The sequence below is a fragment of the Segeticoccus rhizosphaerae genome (assembly GCF_005222685.1).
In the GTDB taxonomy this organism is placed as follows: domain Bacteria; phylum Actinomycetota; class Actinomycetes; order Actinomycetales; family Dermatophilaceae; genus Segeticoccus; species Segeticoccus rhizosphaerae.
Genome location: NZ_SWMA01000018.1, coordinates 47,382 through 66,828, shown reverse-complemented (window position 1 = coordinate 66,828; position 19,447 = coordinate 47,382). Strand labels below are relative to the sequence as shown.

At 72.2% G+C, this 19,447-nt stretch carries 22 protein-coding genes and 1 riboswitch; of the genes, 4 read left to right on the top strand and 18 right to left on the bottom strand.

Annotated elements, in window-relative coordinates; all coding sequences use genetic code 11:
• Nucleotides 1-36 precede the first annotated feature (36 nt).
• The 3 genes from FCN22_RS13150 to FCN22_RS13140 all read left to right on the top strand — a co-directional run bounded on the left by FCN22_RS13150 (nt 37) and on the right by FCN22_RS13140 (nt 2,578).
• Nucleotides 37-735: an SDR family NAD(P)-dependent oxidoreductase gene (locus FCN22_RS13150; protein WP_137122007.1), complete on the top strand. Its 699-nt coding sequence runs from the start codon at nt 37-39 to the stop codon at nt 733-735.
• On the top strand, nt 732-1,799 hold the full coding sequence (locus tag FCN22_RS13145; RefSeq protein WP_137122006.1) for an S-adenosylmethionine:tRNA ribosyltransferase-isomerase: 1,068 nt from the start codon (nt 732-734) through the stop codon (nt 1,797-1,799). The genes FCN22_RS13150 and FCN22_RS13145 overlap by 4 nt, the downstream gene beginning before the upstream one ends.
• A 98-nt stretch (nt 1,800-1,897) precedes the next feature.
• The gene (locus tag FCN22_RS13140) at nt 1,898-2,578 is read left to right on the top strand and encodes a hypothetical protein (RefSeq protein WP_137122005.1); all 681 of its coding nucleotides are present in this window, start codon (nt 1,898-1,900) and stop codon (nt 2,576-2,578) included.
• Between the two features lie 13 nt (nt 2,579-2,591).
• Here FCN22_RS13140 and FCN22_RS13135 read toward each other — a convergent pair whose 3' ends face one another.
• The 17 genes from FCN22_RS13135 to ddaH all read right to left on the bottom strand — a co-directional run bounded on the left by FCN22_RS13135 (nt 2,592) and on the right by ddaH (nt 16,436).
• Nucleotides 2,592-3,086 (bottom strand): PH domain-containing protein, encoded by a 495-nt coding sequence (locus FCN22_RS13135; protein ID WP_137122004.1) that lies wholly within the window; start codon nt 3,084-3,086, stop codon nt 2,592-2,594.
• Complete coding sequence (gene hisG, locus FCN22_RS13130; RefSeq protein ID WP_137122003.1) at nt 3,086-3,934, bottom strand: ATP phosphoribosyltransferase; 849 nt, start codon at nt 3,932-3,934, stop codon at nt 3,086-3,088. The genes FCN22_RS13135 and hisG overlap by 1 nt, the downstream gene beginning before the upstream one ends.
• A gap of 16 nt (nt 3,935-3,950) precedes the next feature.
• Complete coding sequence (locus FCN22_RS13125; protein ID WP_137122002.1) at nt 3,951-4,214, bottom strand: phosphoribosyl-ATP diphosphatase; 264 nt, start codon at nt 4,212-4,214, stop codon at nt 3,951-3,953.
• An 11-nt stretch (nt 4,215-4,225) separates the two neighbouring features.
• Nucleotides 4,226-4,717: a 6,7-dimethyl-8-ribityllumazine synthase gene (gene ribH, locus FCN22_RS13120; protein ID WP_137122001.1), complete on the bottom strand. Its 492-nt coding sequence runs from the start codon at nt 4,715-4,717 to the stop codon at nt 4,226-4,228.
• Nucleotides 4,714-5,946: a bifunctional 3,4-dihydroxy-2-butanone-4-phosphate synthase/GTP cyclohydrolase II gene (locus tag FCN22_RS13115; protein ID WP_137122000.1), complete on the bottom strand. Its 1,233-nt coding sequence runs from the start codon at nt 5,944-5,946 to the stop codon at nt 4,714-4,716. The genes ribH and FCN22_RS13115 overlap by 4 nt, the downstream gene beginning before the upstream one ends.
• A complete protein-coding gene (locus FCN22_RS13110; RefSeq protein WP_137121999.1) occupies nt 5,943-6,650 on the bottom strand; it encodes a nicotinamide mononucleotide transporter family protein in 708 nt (235 codons plus the stop codon). The genes FCN22_RS13115 and FCN22_RS13110 overlap by 4 nt, the downstream gene beginning before the upstream one ends.
• Nucleotides 6,647-7,300 (bottom strand): riboflavin synthase, encoded by a 654-nt coding sequence (locus FCN22_RS13105; protein WP_137121998.1) that lies wholly within the window; start codon nt 7,298-7,300, stop codon nt 6,647-6,649. The genes FCN22_RS13110 and FCN22_RS13105 overlap by 4 nt, the downstream gene beginning before the upstream one ends.
• A complete protein-coding gene (gene ribD, locus FCN22_RS13100; RefSeq protein ID WP_137121997.1) occupies nt 7,300-8,358 on the bottom strand; it encodes a bifunctional diaminohydroxyphosphoribosylaminopyrimidine deaminase/5-amino-6-(5-phosphoribosylamino)uracil reductase RibD in 1,059 nt (352 codons plus the stop codon). The genes FCN22_RS13105 and ribD overlap by 1 nt, the downstream gene beginning before the upstream one ends.
• Nucleotides 8,359-8,477: 119 nt before the next feature.
• A riboswitch (FMN riboswitch) is annotated at nt 8,478-8,608 on the bottom strand.
• Between the two features lie 48 nt (nt 8,609-8,656).
• On the bottom strand, nt 8,657-9,052 hold the full coding sequence (locus FCN22_RS13095; protein ID WP_137121996.1) for a VOC family protein: 396 nt from the start codon (nt 9,050-9,052) through the stop codon (nt 8,657-8,659).
• Between the two features lie 94 nt (nt 9,053-9,146).
• The gene (gene rpe / locus FCN22_RS13090; RefSeq protein ID WP_137121995.1) at nt 9,147-9,806 is read right to left on the bottom strand and encodes a ribulose-phosphate 3-epimerase; all 660 of its coding nucleotides are present in this window, start codon (nt 9,804-9,806) and stop codon (nt 9,147-9,149) included.
• Nucleotides 9,807-9,939: 133 nt separating this feature from the next.
• A complete protein-coding gene (locus tag FCN22_RS13085; protein ID WP_137121994.1) occupies nt 9,940-11,505 on the bottom strand; it encodes an RsmB/NOP family class I SAM-dependent RNA methyltransferase in 1,566 nt (521 codons plus the stop codon).
• Nucleotides 11,498-12,430 carry a methionyl-tRNA formyltransferase gene (fmt, locus tag FCN22_RS13080; RefSeq protein WP_137121993.1) on the bottom strand — a complete coding sequence of 311 codons (933 nt, stop codon included), beginning with the start codon at nt 12,428-12,430 and terminating at the stop codon, nt 11,498-11,500. The genes FCN22_RS13085 and fmt overlap by 8 nt, the downstream gene beginning before the upstream one ends.
• A 3-nt stretch (nt 12,431-12,433) precedes the next feature.
• The gene (def, locus tag FCN22_RS13075) at nt 12,434-12,979 is read right to left on the bottom strand and encodes a peptide deformylase (RefSeq protein ID WP_137121992.1); all 546 of its coding nucleotides are present in this window, start codon (nt 12,977-12,979) and stop codon (nt 12,434-12,436) included.
• A 39-nt stretch (nt 12,980-13,018) separates the two neighbouring features.
• The gene (locus FCN22_RS13070) at nt 13,019-13,714 is read right to left on the bottom strand and encodes an HAD family hydrolase (RefSeq protein WP_137121991.1); all 696 of its coding nucleotides are present in this window, start codon (nt 13,712-13,714) and stop codon (nt 13,019-13,021) included.
• A 14-nt stretch (nt 13,715-13,728) separates the two neighbouring features.
• Nucleotides 13,729-14,091 carry an ArsC/Spx/MgsR family protein gene (locus tag FCN22_RS13065; protein ID WP_137121990.1) on the bottom strand — a complete coding sequence of 121 codons (363 nt, stop codon included), beginning with the start codon at nt 14,089-14,091 and terminating at the stop codon, nt 13,729-13,731.
• 67 nt (nt 14,092-14,158) lie between these two features.
• Nucleotides 14,159-15,361 carry an ornithine--oxo-acid transaminase gene (rocD, locus tag FCN22_RS13060; RefSeq protein WP_274381592.1) on the bottom strand — a complete coding sequence of 401 codons (1,203 nt, stop codon included), beginning with the start codon at nt 15,359-15,361 and terminating at the stop codon, nt 14,159-14,161.
• A gap of 151 nt (nt 15,362-15,512) precedes the next feature.
• The gene (gene ddaH / locus FCN22_RS13055; protein ID WP_238384721.1) at nt 15,513-16,436 is read right to left on the bottom strand and encodes a dimethylargininase; all 924 of its coding nucleotides are present in this window, start codon (nt 16,434-16,436) and stop codon (nt 15,513-15,515) included.
• A gap of 159 nt (nt 16,437-16,595) precedes the next feature.
• On the opposite strand from ddaH, the gene FCN22_RS13050 reads away from it, so the two are divergent.
• On the top strand, nt 16,596-17,072 hold the full coding sequence (locus tag FCN22_RS13050; protein WP_238384720.1) for an Lrp/AsnC family transcriptional regulator: 477 nt from the start codon (nt 16,596-16,598) through the stop codon (nt 17,070-17,072).
• Between the two features lie 88 nt (nt 17,073-17,160).
• Here FCN22_RS13050 and FCN22_RS13045 read toward each other — a convergent pair whose 3' ends face one another.
• Nucleotides 17,161-19,353 carry a primosomal protein N' gene (locus FCN22_RS13045; RefSeq protein WP_162308200.1) on the bottom strand — a complete coding sequence of 731 codons (2,193 nt, stop codon included), beginning with the start codon at nt 19,351-19,353 and terminating at the stop codon, nt 17,161-17,163.
• Nucleotides 19,354-19,447: the final 94 nt, after the last annotated feature.

Here is a 19,447-nt window from a genome sequence, read left to right as displayed (position 1 = left end):
GCTTCTTTCGTAGGCAGCAACGAAGGAGGACCCACGATGCCCACTGCACTCATCACGGGCGGCTCGGCGGGGCTCGGGCACGCACTGACCACCGCGCTGGCCTCGGCCGGCTGGGACGTCGTCACCGATGGCCGCGACGCCCCACGACTGCGCGAGGCCACCCGTGCGCTCGGCCCCCGAGTCCGCGCGATCCCCGGCGACGTCACGGACCCGACACACCGCGAGGAGCTGGTCCGAGCGGCCACCGATCTGGGCCGGCTCGACCTGCTCGTCAACAACGCGAGCACCCTCGGTGCCACGCCGATGCCACCGGTCGCGGCGCTCGAGCTGGACGACCTGGACGGCGCCTGGTTGACCAACGTGGTCGCCCCGCTGGCCCTCGCCCAGGACCTCCTGCCGCTGCTGCGGACCTCCCACGGCGTCCTGGTCAACATCACCTCCGACGCGTCCGTGGAGCACTACGCGGGATGGGGGGCGTATGCCGCCACGAAGGCCGCGCTCGACCACCTCACGCTGACCCTGGGTGCGGAGAATCCGTGGCTCGCCGCCTACGCCATCGATCCCGGCGACATGCGCACCGCCATGCACCAGGCCGCCTTCCCGGGCGAGGACATCAGCGATCGGCCGCTGCCGGAGGCTGTCGTCCCCGGACTGCTCGAGCTCCTGCGGCAACGACCGGCCAGCGGCCGCCACCGGGTGACCGAGTTCCTGGACGCGGGTCGGGTGGCCGGATGACCTCGGTCAGCGCGACCGCGCGGACCCGGTTCACCGGCCCCACGGACGGCGTCGCCTCCGGTCCGGCGGAGGCGCGTGGCCTCGCCCGTGACGAGGTCCGCCTGATGGTCGCGTCGGGTCGAGGGATCGTGCACGCCCGGTTCCGCGACCTGCCCGCCTACCTGGACCCGGGCGACCTGGTGGTCGTGAACAACTCGGCCACGTTCGCCGCCGAGACGGACGGCCGGTGGCGCGACCGCCCTGTCGTCGTGCACGTCGCGACCCGGCTCGATGACGGCGCTTGGGTGGTCGAGCTGCGCACCGCGCCGCGTGCCGCTGCTCCGGTCCTGGACGCAGCGCCTGGTGACCACGTCGGGCTGACTGGTGCCACGGGACTGCGGCTGCTCGAGCCGTATCCCGGGCCCGCCGCCTCCCCGACGGGACAGGGTGCCCGGTTGTGGCGTGCGAGCGTCACGGGTCCGCGGCCTCTGACCCAGCACCTGCTGCGGCACGGACGTCCCGTCTCCTACGGTTACCTGTCCGGCCGCTACCCGCTGCCGGACTACCAGACCGCCTTCGCGCACCGACCCGGCAGCGCCGAGATGCCCAGTGCCGGCCGGCCGTTCACCGCTGACCTGGTGACTCGTCTCGTGGCACGCGGCACCGTCGTGGTGACGATCACGCTGCACACCGGCCTGTCCTCCCAGGAGGCGGGCGAGCCTCCGCAGGTGGAGCGCTTCGCGGTGCCCCCTGCGACCGCACGGATGGTCAACGCGACGCGTCAGAGCGGTGGTCGGGTGGTGGCCGTCGGGACCACGGTCACCCGGGCGCTGGAGTCGGCGGTGGACCCGGACGGCACGGTGTCCGCCGCATCCGGCTGGACCGATCGGGTGATCTCACCGGACGCCCCGGCCCGCGTCGTGGACGGCCTGATCACCGGGTGGCACGAGCCCGAGGCGTCCCACCTCCTGCTGGTCGAGTCGGTGGCCGGGCCGGCGCTGACCCAACGGGCCTATGACGCGGCCGTGGCACACGGGTACCTGTGGCACGAGTTCGGCGATGCCGCACTGTTCCTGCCGGGCTGAGTCACCCGGTGCACCCCTCGCTCCTCGGCAGGGGTGGTGCCTTCGCGTCAACGGGGGCAGACTGGAAGAGGGTTCTGACCACGACCCTTGGAGCAGCCATGACACGACACCAGACCACCCCAGACCTCGTTCCCGTGCTCGCCCGCGGACGGCATCGCAATCCGCGGAAGGGGGCGTGCTTCATGGAGATGGCGTCCTACCTGGCCGGCGAGCGGTGGAGCGACCATCCCGAGTGCACGCACCGACTGCTGGCCGCGCTCGCCCGCATGGTCAACGACGCCGTCGACGACACCACGCGCAGCAGGCTCATCCCGCTGATCCCCGAGGTCATCGGCCTCACCAGCGACGACCCACACGTGGATGCGCGGCTCGCGCTGCGTTCCGCGACCAGCGCCCTGCCCATCGCATCGCAGGCGCGCCAGAACATCCTCGCCGTCGGCGTGCTGACCTCGGAGCGGGTGCTCGCCGGCCTCGACGGACGACCGTGGGACCACCTCAGCGAGCCCGCCGCTGACGCGCTCGCGCGCGTGCCCCTGGCTCGTCAGTGGGCCAAGGACTTCACCGGCCGTTCGCGGGTGTCGATCCGCTCCTTCCGGCGGACCGCGGCGCCCAACATCCTCGCGGTGTCCGTGCAGGGGATTGCCGAGGCCGCGGTGAGCGACCCGGACAACCGGCTGGTCGAGCTACTGACCTCCGCCATCACCGAGGTCAAGGCGATGGTCGGCGTCCCGGCGACGGAGCACACCACACCGCTGCGTCTTCCCCAGACGTTGCGCTAGCCCCCGGCGGGCGTCAGCCCGCCGGGGCCTCCCTCGGCCCGTCCGGCGCGCTGTGCACCTGCACGAGGGCGGAGAGCCGGCCCGCCTCGGCGCGGGCGAAGGCGCCGTCGGACTTCTGGATCGCCATGACCGACACGGTGTCGGCGTCGTCCAGGTCGAGTGAGAGCCACGGCGCCCCGCCCGAGAACTGGACGGCGACGATCTGGGTCCACTCGAGGTGGCGTGTGGTCACGAGGTTGCGCACGAGCAGGCCCTGTGGGGTGGGTACGGCCTTGATGGTCGCAAACCGCATCAGCACCGCCGCGAGGAGCAGGCCGACCGCGACAAGCATCAGCCGGTCGATGAACGTCCAACCGCCGAAGGCCACCTCCGGGCCCGGCACCGTGATCGCGACCACGATGAACAGCACGACCGAGACGGCCGCCGCCGCGAGCGCGACGTAGCGGCCTCCGCGGGGCCGGAACACGGCATACGGATCTCGATGGACGGTCGGCGAGCTCTCGGCCATCAGAGCCTGCAGGCGCTGATCTCGGTGACCAGGATCGCCCTGGCGCCGAGCTCGTAGAGCGAGTCCATCAGCCGGTTGGTCTGCTCCCGCGGCACCATGCTGCGCACCGCCACGTAGGCCTCGTCGTGCAACGGCGACACCGTCGGGGACTCCAGCCCCGGCGTGAGCCCCACCGCCTGCTCGACGAGGTCGGCCCGGATGTCGTAGTCCATCATCACGTAGCGCTGCGCGGTGAGCACACCCTGGATCCGGCGGGCGAGGACGTCGATCGCCGCCTTGGACGGGCTGTCCTGACGACGGATCAGCACCGCCTCGCTCTGGAGGATCGGATCACCACAGATCGCCAGGCCGGCCTGTCGCAACGTCGTGCCGGTCTCCACCACGTCGGCGATCAGGTCGGCGACTCCCAGGGTCACGGCGGTCTCGACCGCACCGTCGAGGCGGACGACCTCCGCCGTGATGTCGTGGCGGGCGAGGTCGGCCTGCACCAAGCCCGGGAAACTGGTGGCAATCCGCTTGCCCGCCAGGCCTGCTCGACCGTCCGGGAGGTCGTGATCGGGAGCGGCGTAGTGGAAGGTCGACCGGCCGAAACCCAGCGGGAGGACCTCCTGCGCCGGGCTGCCCGAGTCGAGCATCAGGTCTCGTCCGGTGATGCCCACGTCCAACGTGCCCGAACCGACGTAGACGGCGATGTCCCGTGGACGCAGGTAGAAGAACTCGACCTCGTTGTCGGTGTCGACGAGGACGAGCTCACGGTGGTCGCGCCGACCGCGGTATCCCGCCTCACGGAGCATCTCGGCAGCCGGCTCGGCCAGGCTGCCCTTGTTGGGTACTGCGATCCTCAGCATGCGTGCGGTCCCCCGGTCAGAGGTGGGCGTAGACGTCGTCGAGCGAGATGTCGGAGGCGATCATGAGTACCTGGAGGTGGTAGAGCAGCTGGCTGATCTCCTCGGCCGTGCGGTCCCTGCCCTCGTGCTCGGCCGCCATCCAGACCTCCGCCGCCTCCTCGACCACCTTCTTGCCGATGGCATGCACGCCGGCGTCGAGGGCCGCGACGGTGCCGGATCCCTCCGGCCGCTCGGTCGCCTTGGCGACCAGCTCGGCATACAGGGCATCAAAGGTCTTCACGGGAGGCAAGGTTACGGGGCGGACGCCCCCTCCGGCACGGCAGTCTCACGCAACGCCACGACGGTGGCCACCGCGGCGGTCGCGGCCTCGTAACCCTTGTCCTCCACCGACCCCGGCAGACCGGCGCGGTCCAGCGCCTGCTGCTCGTCATCGCAGGTCAGCACCCCGAAGCCGACCGGGGTGCCCGTGCGCAGGCTCACCTCGGTCAGCCCGACCGTCGCGGCCTGGCAGACGTAGTCGAAGTGCGGTGTGCCGCCGCGGATCACGACGCCGAGCGCGACCAGCGCGTCACACGTCGGGGCCAACCGGGCGCACGCCACGGCCAGCTCGAAGGTCCCGGGCACGCGCACGACCTCCATGTCGGCGACGTGCGCGTCCTCGAGTCCCCGGCGGGCGCCGTCCAGCAGGCCGTCCATGACTGTCGTGTGCCAGGAGGCAGCGACGACCCGGACCCGAAGGCCGCTCCCGTCCACCGTCAGACGGGGTGATCCGCCGCCGCTCATGCCGTGACTCCCTCGTCGCCGGCGTCGAGCACCAGCCGGTGCCCCATCCGGTCGCGCTTGGTCCGCAGGTAGCGTTCGTTGTCGGCTCCCGCCGGGACCTGGAGCCGCTCGACCGCGACCACGTCGATCCCGTTGTCACGCAGGGCGTTGACCTTCATCGGATTGTTGGTGAGCAGGCGGACCGCGTCGATACCCAGGTCGGCCAGGATGGCGGCGCCCGCGGCATACTCCCGCGCGTCGATCGGCAGGCCCAGCTCGACCTGCGCGTCGACGGTGTCGAACCCGTTGTCCTGCAACGCGTAGGCCTCGAGCTTGTGCAGCAGCCCGACGCCCCGCCCCTCGTGGCCGCGCAGATAGACGACCGCGCCGCCGTGGACCGCGACCCGTTCGAGCGCGAGGGCCAGCTGTGGGCCGCAGTCGCAGCGCCGGGAGCCGAACACGTCACCGGTCAGGCACTCGGAGTGCAGCCGCACCAGCGGGTTTGCCGATCCCACACCGCGCGGGCTCACCAGCGCCAGGTGCTCGGCGCCAGTCACCCGGTCGCGGTAGCCGATGACCCGGAACTCGCCGTGGGCGGTCGGGAGCCGGGTCTCCGCGCCTCGCTCCACGCGGTCGTGGCGCTGTCGCCAGGCGATCAGCCGCTCGATGGTGATCACCGGCAGGTCGTGGGCCGCCCCGAGCTCCACCACCCCGGCCAGGCGCATCATCCTGCCGTCGTCATGCACCAGCTCCGCGATGACGCCGACGGGTGCCAGCCCCGCGAGCCGGCACAGGTCCGTGGCCGCCTCGGTGTGGCCCGGCCGTTCCAGGACGCCAGCGGCCTTGGCGCGCAACGGGAAGACGTGACCGGGCCGCACCAGGTCCTCCGGTGCAGTGGTGGGGTCGGCGAGCAGCCGCAGCGTGTGCGCCCGGTCGGCGGCGCTGATGCCGGTGGTCACACCTCGCCGGGCGTCGACGGACACGGTGTATGCCGTCCCGCGCGGATCCTCGTTGTGCCTCACCATGGGCGGCAGGTCCAGCCGGTCGGCGATGTCGTCGGTCATCGGCGCGCACACGACGCCAGAGCTGTGCCGGATGGTCCAGGCCAGCCAGTCGTCGGTCACCGTCTCCGCCGCCAGGATGACGTCGCCCTCGTTCTCGCGGTCCTCGTCATCGAGGACGAGGACCGGTCGGCCTTCTCGCAGGGCCCGCAGAGCCGTCTCGACGCCGGCCAGGGTCGTGGTTCTCATCGTGCCGTCACCTGTTCCGTCAGCGCGCCCGGTGGGGATGCTTCGACGCGCGAGACGCGCAACCACACGAAGAAGCCATAGAGGACCAGACCCGCGTAGACGGCATACAGCACCGCGGACGGGTAGAAGCGCGAGTGCACGAGCAGTGGGACGCCGACCACGTCCACCCCGATCCAGGCGAGCCAGAAGTCGTTCCACCCCCGGGCCATGGCATAGGTCGCGACGATGGAGCCCACGAAGATCCAGGCGTCCGCCCAGTAGTACCACCGGGGAGCCGGCCACCCCGCCCCCACAGCAGCGAACGCCCACTGGGCGATGACCACGCCGCCGACCCAGAAGGCCACGTAGTGCAGGCGTTCGGCGGCCGTCGCCCAGCGAGGCGTGATGGCCCGGGAGTCGTCGTTGCGGCGGCCCTTCAGCTGGCGCCAGCGCCACCAGCCGTAGATGCTCGTGACGATGAAGAAGACCTGGCGAGCCGCCTGGCCGAACAGGGTCTCGTGCTGCGGGTTGGTGAACGCCACGCCGAAGAAGACCGTGAACAGCAGGGCGTTGCCCACGATGCCGGCCGGCCAGGCCCAGACCCGGCGCTGCAGGCCCCCGATGGCGGAGGCGAAGCCGAAGACGTTGCCGACGATCTCACGCCAGAGGATGCCCTGACCGAAGATCGTCAGCTGGGCGTCGAAGAGCCGCTCGAGGACGTTCACTCGTTCCCCTCCCCCGGCCCGGACGCAGGCGGCAAAGAGGCTGCGCCCTCATCGACCGTCGGCGAGAGCAGGCGCTCGACGTACTTGGCAATGACGTCCACCTCGAGGTTGACCAGGTCACCGATGCTCGCGCCGCCCAACGTGGTAGCGGACAGCGTGGTCGGGATCAACGAGACCTCGAACCAGCCCTCACCCACTCCCGAGACGGTGAGGGACACCCCGTCGACGGTGATCGACCCCTTCTCGACGACATAGCGGGACAGGGCCGCCGGGAGGGTCACCCGGACGACCTCCCACTTCTCGCCCGGTGTGCGGGCGGCGATCGTGCCGGTGCCGTCCACGTGGCCCTGCACGATGTGCCCGCCGAAGCGGCCGCCGGCCGGCATGGCGCGCTCGAGGTTGACCCGGTCGCCGACCGAGAGGGCGCCGAGGCTGCTGCGGTGCAGCGTCTCGGCCATGACATCGACGTCGAACGTGTCGCCGGACCACGACGTCACCGTGAGGCACACGCCGTTGACGGCGACGGAGGCACCGTGCGCGACACCGCTCGTGGCCAGCGGCCCCCGCAGGCTCAACACCGCTGAGGTCTGGCCGGCACCCCACTGGACGGCAGCGACCTCGCCGAGCTCTTCGACGATCCCGGTGAACATCAGCGCGGCTCCTCGTGGCTGGTGGTCAGGCTCACGACGCTGGCGCGCACGCGCACGTCCGCACCGACCGTCCGGACCTCGGTGGGCTCCAACCGCAGCGCCGCGCCGATGGTGTCGATCCCGAGGTCGCCGACGGCGTTCCGGCCGGCTCCCAGCAGGATCGGTGCGAGGTAGGCGACAACCTCGTCCACGAGGCCGGCTCGCAGGAAGGCCGCCGCGAGGGTGGGTCCCCCCTCGAGCCACACATGATGGATCTCCTGCTCGTGCAGGGCCTTCAGCACCAGGGCCGGGTCGTGCTCGGGGAACAGCACGGTCGGGGCTGCGTCATCCAGGATGCGGGCGCCGGCGGGGATCGTGCTGGTGCCGGCGACGACGCGCAGCGGTTGACGGTCACGCAGGCTGCCATCAGGGTGCCGCACGGTCAACTGGGGGTCATCCGTCAGGACGGTGCCGGTGCCGACCAGGATCGCGTCGCACTCCGCGCGCAGGTCGTGGACGTCGGCGCGGGCTTCGGGCCCGGTGATCCACCGGCTCGTGCCGTCCACTGCGGCGGACCGTCCGTCGAGGGTGGCCGCGAACTTCCAGGTGACCCGCGGGCGGCCGTGCCGGAACGCGAAGGTCCACGCCTGGTTCAACGCTTCGGCCTCGTCTGCGAGCACTCCTGGCACCACCTGGATGCCGGCCGCCTCCAGCTCCGCTGCTCCGCCGCGCGCCACCGGGTTGGGGTCGGCCTGACCGAAGACGACCCGGGAGACGCCCGCATCGACCAGGGCCCGGGTGCACGGGCCGGTCAGACCGGTGTGGTTGCACGGCTCGAGGGTGACCACGGCCGTGCCACCGCGTGCGGCATCGCCAGCGCGCGCCAACGCGACCACCTCGGCGTGCGCGGAACCCGCTCCTGCGTGGAAGCCCTCGCCCGCCACCGTGCCGTCGGCGGCAACCACCACCGCGCCCACGCGCGGGTTCGGGTCGCCCAGCGGTCCCTGCGCGGCCAGCACAAGGGCACGACGCATGGCCGGGAGATCCGGCTCACCGTGCCACGCGGGTTGGTCTGTCATGTCCTGTCCCTCTCGAGCGCGAAGCTCCGGGGACGGACGTTCGGTGGACGCTGCGCGTCCTCGCCGTCACGAGGGCGGTGACCCGAGCTCCCATCGGGAGCGACCGGGGCGCCGGTCTCGCACGTGCTGCCTCCCATCCGGACTTTCACCGTCGGTCCTGGAGTTCCACCAGGTCAACCGGCCGCTGGATGCGGCCGGGTCGCGGACTGTCACCGCCGGTTCGGAATTACACCGACCCCGGAGCACGTGCCCCCAGTATGCCACCGCCGTCACGCGATCACCGCGGGCGGGTGCGGGCTCAGGCGCCGCGCGGGGCGAAGAACTCGATCGCGATGCCGTCGGGGTCCCTGCACGTGGCGACATTTGCCGGCGCTGCGCTCAGAGTGCTGTGCGCCAGGCCCGCACCGTCGAGCTCGGCAATCCACTCCTCGATCTCGGCCCGGTCCTTGCAGGCGATCGAGAGGTGGTCGAGTCCGACCCGGGTCTCGTCGAACCGATCACCCTCCGGTGTGCGGTCATGGGCTTGCAGCCCGATGACCACACCACCTGCTGCCAGCATCAGCGTGCGTCGCCAACCCGGCCCGCTCATGTCCGGTCCGCGTGTCATCCCCAACGCACGCGCATACCAGGCGACGCTCGACTCCAGATCGCGCACGGTCAGGGTGACGTGGCTGAAAGCCTCGATCGTCGGCATGTGGCGTCTCCTCAATTCCTCTCGGGGGCCCGGTTCGCACCAGATTCAACGGTTCCGGGCCGAATTTCCTTCCGCTGACTTTCCTTCCGCAGAGTCAGTGAGCTGGATGTTGCCGTGCCAGGTCGCGCAGCTCGTCCACTGCGGCCGCCGCGTCCTGCGCGCCGTAGACCGCGGAACCGGCGACGAAGACGTCGGCACCGGCCTCGGCGCACTGCTCGATCGTGGTCGCCGAGACCCCTCCGTCGACCTGGATCCAGATCTCGCCGCCCTGGCGGGAGACGGCCTCACGGACCTCCCGCACCTTGGGCATCTGGTCCGCCATGAACGACTGGCCACCGAAGCCGGGCTCGACGGTCATGACCAGGACCATGTCGACCTCGGCCAACAGGTCGGCATACGGCGTGAAGGGCGTGCCGGGTTTGAGGGCCACGCCGGCCCTGGCTCCCGCAGCACGGAGGTTGCGTGCCAACGCCTTCGGGTCGGCCGCCGCCTCGACGTGGAAGGTCACCGAGCGGCCCCCGGCCTCGGCGTACTGCGGCGCCCAGCGGTCCGGGTTGTCGATCATCAGGTGGCAGTCCAGCGGGATCAGGCTGACCTTCGCGAGCGCCTCGACCACCGGCAGCCCGATCGTCAGGTTCGGGACGAAGTGGCCGTCCATGACGTCGACATGGGCCCAGTCGGCGTTGCCGATCCGCGCCAGCTCCCGCTCGAGGTTGGCGAAGTCGGCGGCCAGGATGCTCGGTGAGATCTGCACGCGACCAGCGTAGGGGCAGGCCCAACGGTTCCTGACCTGCCGGCCCACCCCGCACCGACGCCCGGCCCTCGACCGGACCATCCCCCAGTGCGGTGGTCTCGGCCCGGACGGCGCAGCGCTGCACCAAGCCGGGTCAGTGCTTGCGCAGGAGGGCGAAGAACATCGCGTCGGTGCCGTGCAGGTGCGGCCACAGCTGGACGAACGGCCCGTCGCCCAGGTCGGGGACCTGCCGCCGTGACGCGTCGAGGAAGAGGGGCCGGGCGTCCTCGACCGTCACATCGGAACGTTTCTTGGTCACGTCGCTGACCACGAACCGGGTCTCGGCCAGGTGCGGGCTGCAGGTGGCGTAGCCGACGACCCCTCCGGGGCGGGTGGCGTCGAGGGCGGAGGCGAGCAGCTCGCGCTGCAGGCTGGCCAGGGCGGCCAGGTCGGACGGCTGCCGACGCCAGCGCGCCTCCGGCCGACGGCGCAGCGCGCCCAGCCCGGTGCAGGGGGCGTCGACCAGAACCCGGTCGTAGGTGTCCGGCTCGTCGGCGCCGAGCTCTCGTCCGTCGCCGACCCCGACCATCACCTCGATGTCCGCCTCGGTGGCGGCGCGGAGGGTCTGGTTCACCAGCTCCGCCCGGTGCTCGCTGACCTCGTTGGCATACAGGGTCGCGCCCGAGCGGGCGGCGAGCCCGGCCAGCAGAGCCGCCTTGCCACCCGGACCGGCGCACAGGTCGAGCCACCGGCGGGGACCGCGCCCGGTCGAGACCTCTGCCGCGGCCAGGGCCAGCGCGACCAGCTGCGAACCCTCGTCCTGGACGGCCGCCCGGGTGTCTCGGACGGCGTCGATCGCACCGGGCATCCCCGACTCGAGCACCGCCCCGACCGGCGACAGCCGGGAGGCGTTCGCGCCAGCGCGGACCAGCTCCTCGACCGAGGCCAGCCCGGGCCGGGCGACCAACGAGACCTTGGCCGGCTCGTTGTCGGCCTCGAGCAGGGCCCTGAGCGCACCCCCGACGCTGTCTGCGGTCGCGGCGCCGTGGCCGAGGAGCGCCGCCCGCAGGGCCCGCACGATCCACTCGGGGTGGCTGGTGACCACCGAGAGGCGTGCCAGCTCGGCGTCGGTGTCTCCTGGGCCGACGTCCGGCGCGACTCGGCCGATCCACTCGTCCAGAGCCCGCTCGCTCACCCGGCGCAGCACCGCGTTGACGAACCCGCTCGACCCGGCACCGTTGACCATCCGCGCGAGGCCCACCGTCTCGTTGACCGCTGCGTGCGCGTCCACGCGCATGCCGAGCAGCTGGTGCACCCCGAGCCGCAGCGTGTCGAGCACGTTGTCGTCGATCTGCGCCAGCGGGCGGCCGGCGGCCGAGGCGACGATGACGTCATACAGGCCGCGCATCCGTGTTGCGCCGTAGGTGAGCTCGGTCGCGAAGTTGGCGTCGCGTCCGCGGATCCCCTTCTCGCGCAGCTCCTTCGGCAACTCGAGGTTGGCGTAGGCACCGCCCGCGATCGCCCGCATGACGGTGTATGCCGCCAGCCTCGCCGGATCCGTGGTCCGGGACCTCTCCGAGGGCCGCTGCTCGGAGCGCTCACGGTCGCCCTGCCGCCGCTCCGGGCGCTGCCGGCCGGCAGCATCCCTCCGCCCTCCGCGGCGGTCCCCCGAGCGGCGCGGCCGGCGCGGACCCTCTCCGTGCCACTGCTGGTCACTCATCCTCGAACCGCTCCCCTTCGTCGATACGCACGCCGCGGGCCCAGTCCTGCGCCGGCATCGGCTTCCTGCCGCGCGGCTGGACCGTGCCGAGCCGCACCGCTGTCGTGGCTGTGCCGACCAGGACCTCGTGCTTGGCGACACGCACCTCGCCCGGCATCAGATCACCGCCTCCTTGCTCGACGGCCACCGGCAGCAGCTTGAGCCGCTCGCCGCGGAAGGTCGTCCAGGCGCCGGGAGCGGGTGTGCAGCCGCGCACCCGCCGGTCGACCGACAGTGCGGGCGTGGCCCATCGCACCCTGGCGTCGTCGGTGCTGATCTTGGGCGCGAGCGAGATTCCTTCACCGGGCTGCGGTTCGGCCACCAGCTCGCCGGCCTCGAGCCCGTCCAGGGTGGCCACCAGCAGGCCGGACCCGGCATCGGCGAGACGCTCGAGCAGGTCGCCGGCGGTGTCGGTCGGACGGATCGTCTCGGTCATCCTCCCGAGCACCGGACCGGTGTCGAGGCCCGCCTCGATCAGGAACGTGGTCGCCCCCGTGACCTCGTCACCGGCCATGATCGCGTGCTGCACCGGGGCGGCGCCGCGCCAGGCGGGCAACAGTGAGAAGTGCAGGTTGACCCAACCGTGGGTGGGCACGGCAAGGGCAGCCGCGGGGAGCAGCGCGCCGTAGGCCACGACCGGACAGGCGTCGGGTGCGAGCTCGCGCAGCCGGGAGAGGAACTCCTCGTCGCCGGGCCGCTGCGGGGTGAGCACCTCCACGCCCGCCTCCTCGGCGCGCACCCGCACCGGTGACGGCACCAGTGCGCGTCCGCGACCAGCTCGGGCATCGGGCCTGGTGAGCACGGCGACGACGTGGTGTGCGGAGCCGAGCAGCGCGTCGAGGCTCGGGACGGCCGTGTGCGGGGTCCCGGCGAACAGGATGCGCACCGCTCAGAGCCCCTTGCCGAACGTCGGGTGAGGGCTGACCTTGACGGTCGGGGCGGTGAGGCCGGCCCACGCGGCGTCACGGATGGCCTTCATGGCGTGCTTGCGCTGCTCGCGGTCCATCCGGTCGATGAACAAGATCCCGTCGAGGTGGTCGGTCTCGTGCTGGATGCACCGGGCGAGCAGCTCCGATCCCTCCAGGATGAGCGGTTCGCCGTGCTCGTCCTGCCCGTGCGCCACGACCCGCAGGGCGCGGGGGGTCTCGGCGTAGATGCCGGGGAACGACAGGCAGCCCTCCTCACCGAGCTGCTTCTCCTCGGACAGCTCGAGCGTCGGGTTGACCAGGTGCCCCAGCTGCCCGTCCACGTGGTAGGTGAAGACCCGCAGGCCCACACCGAGCTGTGGGGCGGCGAGCCCGGCGCCCGGCGCGTCCATCATGGTGTCGGTCAGGTCGCGGACCAGCTGGCGCAGCTCCCGGTCGAAGTCGACGACAGGGGCGGCCGGCGTGCGGAGCACGGGGTCGCCGAAGAGTCGGATGTCCTGGATCGACACGGGCAGTCCTTGCTGGTGGGCGTGCGCGGGGTCTGCAGTCTATGCGCGCCGCAGCGGCAGCCCACGTGCCCGCAGGTCCTCGCGCAGGTGACCGGTGTCGGTGAACAAGATGGCGTCCATCCCCGCGGCCGTTGCCGCCTCGACGTTGCGGGGGTTGTCGTCGATGAAGACGGTGTCCTCCAGGCTGCCGCGGTGCCGCATCCGTTCCTCGAGGACCCGGAAGATCTCGGGATCGGGTTTGGCCACGCCCTCCTCACCGGAGACGACGATATCCTCGAAGAGCTCGAGGAAGTCGAACCGGCGCAGGGCCTCGGGGAAGAGCTCTTCGGACCAGTTGGTGAGCGCGAACAGCGGCACCCCCGCCTCGTGCAGCTCGCGCAGCACCGTGACCGTGTCTTCGAACACCCCGATCAGCGACCGGGGAAAGTGCTCTCGGTAGGCGCGCAGCGCCGGCCCCCAGTGCGGGTGCGTCCTGCTGGCTTCGGTCTCCGCCTCCTCCCAACCGCGCCCAGCGTCCTGTTGGTAGTTCCAGGCCCCGAAGTCGAAGTCTTCCGCGGCGAAGAACGCCGTGGCCTCGGCGGCTCCGACCCCGGCGACGACCGCCGCGAAAGGATCCCAGCGGATCAGGACGTTGCCGAGGTCGAAGACCACCGCGTCTACCGGGCTCGGCGAGAAGCGCTCGTCCACCGGCTCGTCCCAGGGCTGCTGGTCGTCGGCTGGCGTCGGTGAGGTCATGCCTCCGAGGGTAGTCAGCGCTGGCCGAGGACCTGCTGCAGGGCTTCGGGAGTGCGGCCGATGACGCTCTCACCGTGGTCGTTCGTGATGATCGGTCGCTGGATCAGGATCGGCTGGGCCACCATCCGCGCGACCCATTCGGCGCGGTGCTCGGCGTCTCGGGGCAGGTCGGCCAGCCCGACCTCGTGGGCCGCCTTCTCACTGGTGCGGGCGACGTCCCAAGGCTCGAGTCGGAGCCGGTCGAGGACCGCCTCGAGCTCGTCCACCGTGGGCGGGTCCTCCAGGTAGCGCCGCACGGTGTAGTCGACGCCGGCCTCGTCGAGGGCGGCCGTGGCGGTCCGGCACTTGCTGCACGCCGGGTTGACCCAGATCTCCATGGGGCGACCCTACGAGGTGGGGCTCGGCGCCGCGGCGCCGAGCCCCATACCCTCCCTCAGGACGGTGTCACTGCGTGCGCGTGGCGCCCGCGGCCTCGAGCACGTCGGCGAGCTGGTCGACCAGCCAGTCGACCTGCTCGGCCTCGATCGAGAGCGGCGGGGCGATGCGGATCGTCGAGCCGTGCGTGTCCTTGACCAGGACGCCGCGGTCGAGCAGCTGCTCGGACGCCTCGCGGCCGCTCATCAGCTCGGGGTCGATGTCCACTCCGGCCCACAGGCCGCGTGAGCGGACCGCCACGACACCGTGCCCGACGAGCTGGTCGAGCCGCTCCCGCAGACGCGAGCCGAGCTGCGTTGCGCGCTGCTGGTATTCGCCGGTCTCGAGCAGCCGCACGACCGCATGGCCGACGGCTGCCGCCAGCGGGTTGCCGCCGAAGGTGGAGCCGTGGTTGCCCGGCTGGATGACGCCGAGCACGTCGCGGTCGGCGACGACGGCCGAGACCGGCACGATGCCGCCGCCGAGCGCCTTGCCCAGGATGTACATGTCCGGCACGACGCCCTCGTGCGCGCACGCGAAGGTCTCGCCGGTGCGGCCGAGACCTGACTGGATCTCGTCCGCGACGAAGAGCACCCGCCGCCGGGTGCAGAGCTCGCGTACCCCCGGCAGGTAGCCCTCCGGCGGGATGATGACGCCGGCCTCGCCCTGGATCGGCTCGATCAGGACGGCCGCGGTGTCGTCGTCGACGGCCGCCTCCAGCGCCGCCAGGTCGCCGTAGGGCACGGTCTCGAAGCCCGGCGTGTAGGGCCCGAAGCCATCGCGGGCCACCGGGTCTGTCGAGAAGCTCACGATGGTGGTGGTCCGTCCGTGGAAGTTCTCCGCAGCAACGATGATCTTGGCGCGGCCGGCCGGGACTCCCTTGACGTCATACGCCCACTTGCGGGCGACCTTGATGGCCGTCTCGACCGCCTCCGCGCCGGTGTTCATGGGCAGTACCTGGTCCTTGCCGACCAGGCGTGCGAGCGCCTCGCAGAACGGCGCGAGTCGGTCGTTGTGGAAGGCGCGACTGGTCAGGGTCGCCCGGTCCAGCTGTTCGTGTGCGGCGGCCAGCAGGGCAGGGTGGCCGTGGCCGAAGTTGAGTGCGGAGTAGCCGGCCAGGCAGTCGAGCAGCCGGCGGCCCTCGACGTCGGTGACCCAGACGTCCTTCGCCTCGGCGATGACCACCGGCAGCGGGTGGTAGTTGTGCGCCATGACCGCGTCGGCCAGGGCGATGTGCTCGGCGCTCGCGGCGTGCGCGGTGCGGGCGGCGCCACCGGTGCGGTCTTCGGCGCCGGTGGGGGTGTCGTGGGTGGGTACCGTTGTGGTCACGGCAGGTCCTTTCGGGTCAATCGGCAGTTTCGCGGGCGCCGCGAGGGCACGCCGGTCAGTGGGTGGTGGGGGCGGAGCGGTGCCGATGCAGCTCCATCGTGCAGCACTTGACGCTGCCTCCGGCCTTGAGCAGCTCGGACAGGTCGACGGGGTGCGGTGCGAAGCCCAGTCCAGCCAGCCGCTCGGCCAGCGCGGTCGCCGCCGCGGGCAGCACCACGTTGTGGCCGTCGGAGACGAGGTTCAGCCCCAGGGTGGCGGCATCCTCCTCGGTCGCGACCACGGCCTCCGGGAAGAGGGTCGCCAGCGTCTGCTGGCCCTGCTCGTCGAAGGCGGGCGGGTAGTAGGCGATCGTCTGGTCGTCGAGCACGCCGATCGCGGTGTCGAGGTGGTAGTAGCGGGGGTCGACCAGGGTCAGCGACACGACCGGCAACGCCAGCGCCTGCTCCACCTCGGCGTGGGCCGCCGGGTCGGTCCGGAAGCCGGTGCCCGCGAGCACCACGTCGCCGACGACGAGGAAGTCACCCTCGCCCTCGTTGACGTGCTGCGGGGCCACGACCTGCGCCACGCCCGAGGTCTCCTCCAGGCGACGTCGGTAGGCGCCCGCCTCGTCCTGGCGCTCCGGGTGGGCGAACGACGCGCCGAGCGCGCGCGTGCCCACCACGAGGGCCCCGTTGGCGGCGAACACCATGTCGGGCAGACCGGGGACAGGGTCGATCAGCTCGACCTCGTGCCCGAGCCCGAGGTAGGTCGTCCGCAGGCTCTCCCACTGGCGCAACGCCAGCTCGGCGTCGGCCCGGCCGCCGACCGGGTCCATCCACGGGTTGATCGCGTAGCCGACCTCGAAGTAGCGGGGCGGGCACATCAGGTAGCGCCGCGCCCTCGCTCGACGTGCCGGCCGTGCAGTCGCGTGCTCGCGTGAGCTGGGGGTGTGCGCAGGGGTACCGGGGACCTGCGCGGGCGCAGGGTCGATGACGGTCAATCGGGCTCCTTCGGGTCGAGAGCGTGGACGCGACGGGGAGGCAGGGGGTGGTCGCCTCACCAGACCAGTGAAACAGGACAACGTCAAGCAAGCAAACTCTTCGTATGCCGTCTATCCTACTCTTTGTTGCGTCCTAACTCTCCGGAACGGTGATTTGTTGTGACAGTGTCGACAGGGCTCGATGACATCGACCGCAAGGTCCTGACCTGCCTGATGCGCGACGGCCGCGCCACCTACGCCGAGATCGGGCAGGAGGTCGACCTGTCCGCACCGGCCGCCAAGCGACGAGTGGACCGGTTGCGTGCCGAGGGTGTCATCCAGGGCTTCACCGCCGTCATCGACCCCTCCGTGGTCGGCTGGGTCACCGAGGCCTACGTCGAGGTCTACTGCTCCGGCAAGGTCTCGCCGACCCAGCTGCGGCGGCAGTTCCAGGCCGTCCCGGAGGTGATCAGCGCCTGCACCATCTCGGGCTCGGCCGACGCCATGCTGCACCTGGTCGCCGAGGAGGTGCAGGACCTCGAGCGGGCGATCGGCCTGGTCCGCAACGAGGACAACATCGAGCAGACCCGCAGCGCGATCGTCCTGTCCAGGCTGTTCGACCGACCGGTCGGGCCGCGGGGGAGGTCCGAGGGCTGAGCAGCCCCCGCCAGGGACTGTCACGGTGAAGCTCTTCTCGTGGACGGGCCGACCTCACCGCAACAGTCGGGGCTGGAGGCGACTCCGGTCAGCCCGGCCCGGTCAACGGGTCGACCCGCACGGTCACCGTCTCGGGCTCCTTGCGCGCGCTGCGTATCGCTCGCAGGTCGCGCAGCGCGGTGAGCAGCCGGTCCTGCGCGGCCAGTGGCGCACGCAGCAGCAGCTGCTGCTTCGGCGGGTCGTCCGGTCCGGCCGGCGCGCCGCCCCTGCCCGGTCCTCCTGACGGCGCCGGCATCGGCCCCAGTCGTTCGATGTCGTCGGGCAGCTCGACCTGCCCGAGGGCAGCCTCCAACGTATGGCGGGTGGCCACCAGCTGCGCCATCCGCACCGTCGGCGGCAGACCGAGCTCGCGCCGCTCGGCCAGCTCGCGCCCGGCGAACCACGCGGGGTCCCACCGGACCAGGGCCTCGACCACCGGCAAAGTCGTGTGAGCCGGCACGCCGCACAAGACGGCGATGCCGCCGCGCCCGGCGCCCCGGGTGAGCGCGGCAGCCGCCATCCAGCGACGCAACGCCTCCTCCCCCGCATCGAGTGACGGCCGGTCGAGCAACGCCCACGCGTCCAGCAACAGGGTCGCGGCGTAGCCGTCCTCGGCGACCGGCTCGGCACCCGGCGTGGCGATGACGAGGCTCGGCTCCGGGCCGACGGTGGCCAGCACCTCGCCGGCACCTGAGGTGTGCACGAGGACGCCGGCAAACGCACGGCCGAGCTCCTCGGCGGTCCGCCTGGCCCCGACCACGCTCGAGCGCAGGCGGTGGTCGCCGCACTCCGGGCACTCGAAGCCCGGGGCCGCGGTGCCGCACCAACGACAGGTCGGCGTCGCACCGGCTCCCGTCAGGGCGAGCGGGCCGTGGCAGCGCCCACAGCGCGCCGGGCGGCGGCAGTTCTGGCAGGACAGCGACGGTACGTAGCCGCGCCGGGGCACCTGGATCAGGACCGGGCCCTCCTCGAGCGCGCGCTTGGCAGTGCGGTGCGCGACCGATGGCAGGTGAGCGCTCGCGGCGGCCGGGTCACGCTCGAGCTCGGCGCCCTCACCGGCCACCAGGACGCGAGGCACGTCCCGACGCACCCTGGCCGGGTCGGCGGCCACCGGACGGAGCGCGTCCTCCTCCACCAACTGTTGCAACGGCGTCGTGCGGGTATAGCCACCGGCGAGCAGGGCGGCACCCTCCAACCGGGCCCGAACGCGCAGCACCTCACGCACGTGCGGATAGGGCGAGCGTGGCTCCACCAACAGGTCGTCGCCGTCGTCCCACCAGGCGACGAGCCCGAGCCGCTGCACCGGAGCGAACATCGCGGCGCGCGTGCCGACCACGACCGGCACGTGGCCGCGCAACACCTTGAGCCAGGCGGTGTAGCGGGCCTGCGGTCCCTGGTCGGCGGTCAGGCGCACGTGCCGATCCTTGCCGAGCCGGGCACGCAGGGCTGCGTCCACCCGGTCGACGTCCCGGTGGTCCGGCACCACCAGAAGCGCGCCCCGCCCGCCTTCCACTGCCGCGGCCGCGGCCGCGGCGAAGGCCGAGGGCCAGTCGGCACCGGCAGCGGTTCCGGGCTCGGCACCACCACCGCGCTCAGCACCGACCGCGCCACCGGTGCCCGGCAGCGCGAGCCAGGATGCGGCCGGTGCCTCCCCGGCGGCAACTCGCCGCAGGAACGACGGTCCGGCCGGATAGCGGCTCCACGGTCCGTCGTCGCCCGGATCGCCCGCAGCGCCCTCGGCCGTGTCACGTGCTTCGGGCTCCGGCGGCTCCAGCGACAGGTTCTTCTCGGCCGTCGCGTGCCGCGGCGGCACCGCGAGGCGCAGCACGTCGCCGACGGTGCCGGCATAGCGCGCGGCGACCTCACGGCATACCGAGAGCAGGGTGGGCGTGAGCACCGGCTCGGCGCTGACCACCCGTCGCAGCGGCGCCAGCCGGCCGGTGTGCTCGGCCTCGGCCCGGCGGGCGATGACGAAACCGTCGACGTCCTGCCCGGCGAACCGGACCTTGACCCGTGTGCCGGGTAGCGCCTTGTCGGCCAGGGACTGCGGCACGAGGTATTCGAAGGGGCGGTCGAGGTGGGCGAGCCCGACGTCGACCAGGACCTCGGCGACCGGGTCGACGGTCGCCGGCTCAGTGGTCGAGGGCAGGCGACGACGCCCGTCGACGGGGCGCACGGCCGCGCGGACCAGCGACAGCTGTTCCCCCACCGGGGACTCGTCGGATCCCGTGCCTGCGCTCATGCCCAAGGTCTATCGCACCCCACCGACGGCGCGAGCCCTTCGCCGCGGCTCCCTGGGTGTTGCTGCGAAAAGGCGTCATCGGCGACGCCGAACG

Coding starts and splice junctions, on each gene's coding strand:
- ribD (WP_137121997.1), bottom strand. CDS start 8,358: ATGACAGACCAACCCGCGTGGCACGGTGAGCCGGATCTCCCGGCCATG.
- FCN22_RS13070 (WP_137121991.1), bottom strand. CDS start 13,714: ATGACCTCACCGACGCCAGCCGACGACCAGCAGCCCTGGGACGAGCCG.
- FCN22_RS13145 (WP_137122006.1), top strand. CDS start 732: ATGACCTCGGTCAGCGCGACCGCGCGGACCCGGTTCACCGGCCCCACG.
- FCN22_RS13095 (WP_137121996.1), bottom strand. CDS start 9,052: ATGCCGACGATCGAGGCTTTCAGCCACGTCACCCTGACCGTGCGCGAT.
- FCN22_RS13140 (WP_137122005.1), top strand. CDS start 1,898: ATGACACGACACCAGACCACCCCAGACCTCGTTCCCGTGCTCGCCCGC.
- FCN22_RS13135 (WP_137122004.1), bottom strand. CDS start 3,086: ATGGCCGAGAGCTCGCCGACCGTCCATCGAGATCCGTATGCCGTGTTC.
- FCN22_RS13065 (WP_137121990.1), bottom strand. CDS start 14,091: ATGGAGATCTGGGTCAACCCGGCGTGCAGCAAGTGCCGGACCGCCACG.
- FCN22_RS13105 (WP_137121998.1), bottom strand. CDS start 7,300: ATGTTCACCGGGATCGTCGAAGAGCTCGGCGAGGTCGCTGCCGTCCAG.
- hisG (WP_137122003.1), bottom strand. CDS start 3,934: ATGCTGAGGATCGCAGTACCCAACAAGGGCAGCCTGGCCGAGCCGGCT.
- FCN22_RS13150 (WP_137122007.1), top strand. CDS start 37: ATGCCCACTGCACTCATCACGGGCGGCTCGGCGGGGCTCGGGCACGCA.
- FCN22_RS13085 (WP_137121994.1), bottom strand. CDS start 11,505: ATGAGTGACCAGCAGTGGCACGGAGAGGGTCCGCGCCGGCCGCGCCGC.
- FCN22_RS13045 (WP_162308200.1), bottom strand. CDS start 19,353: ATGAGCGCAGGCACGGGATCCGACGAGTCCCCGGTGGGGGAACAGCTG.
- FCN22_RS13115 (WP_137122000.1), bottom strand. CDS start 5,946: ATGAGAACCACGACCCTGGCCGGCGTCGAGACGGCTCTGCGGGCCCTG.
- ribH (WP_137122001.1), bottom strand. CDS start 4,717: ATGAGCGGCGGCGGATCACCCCGTCTGACGGTGGACGGGAGCGGCCTT.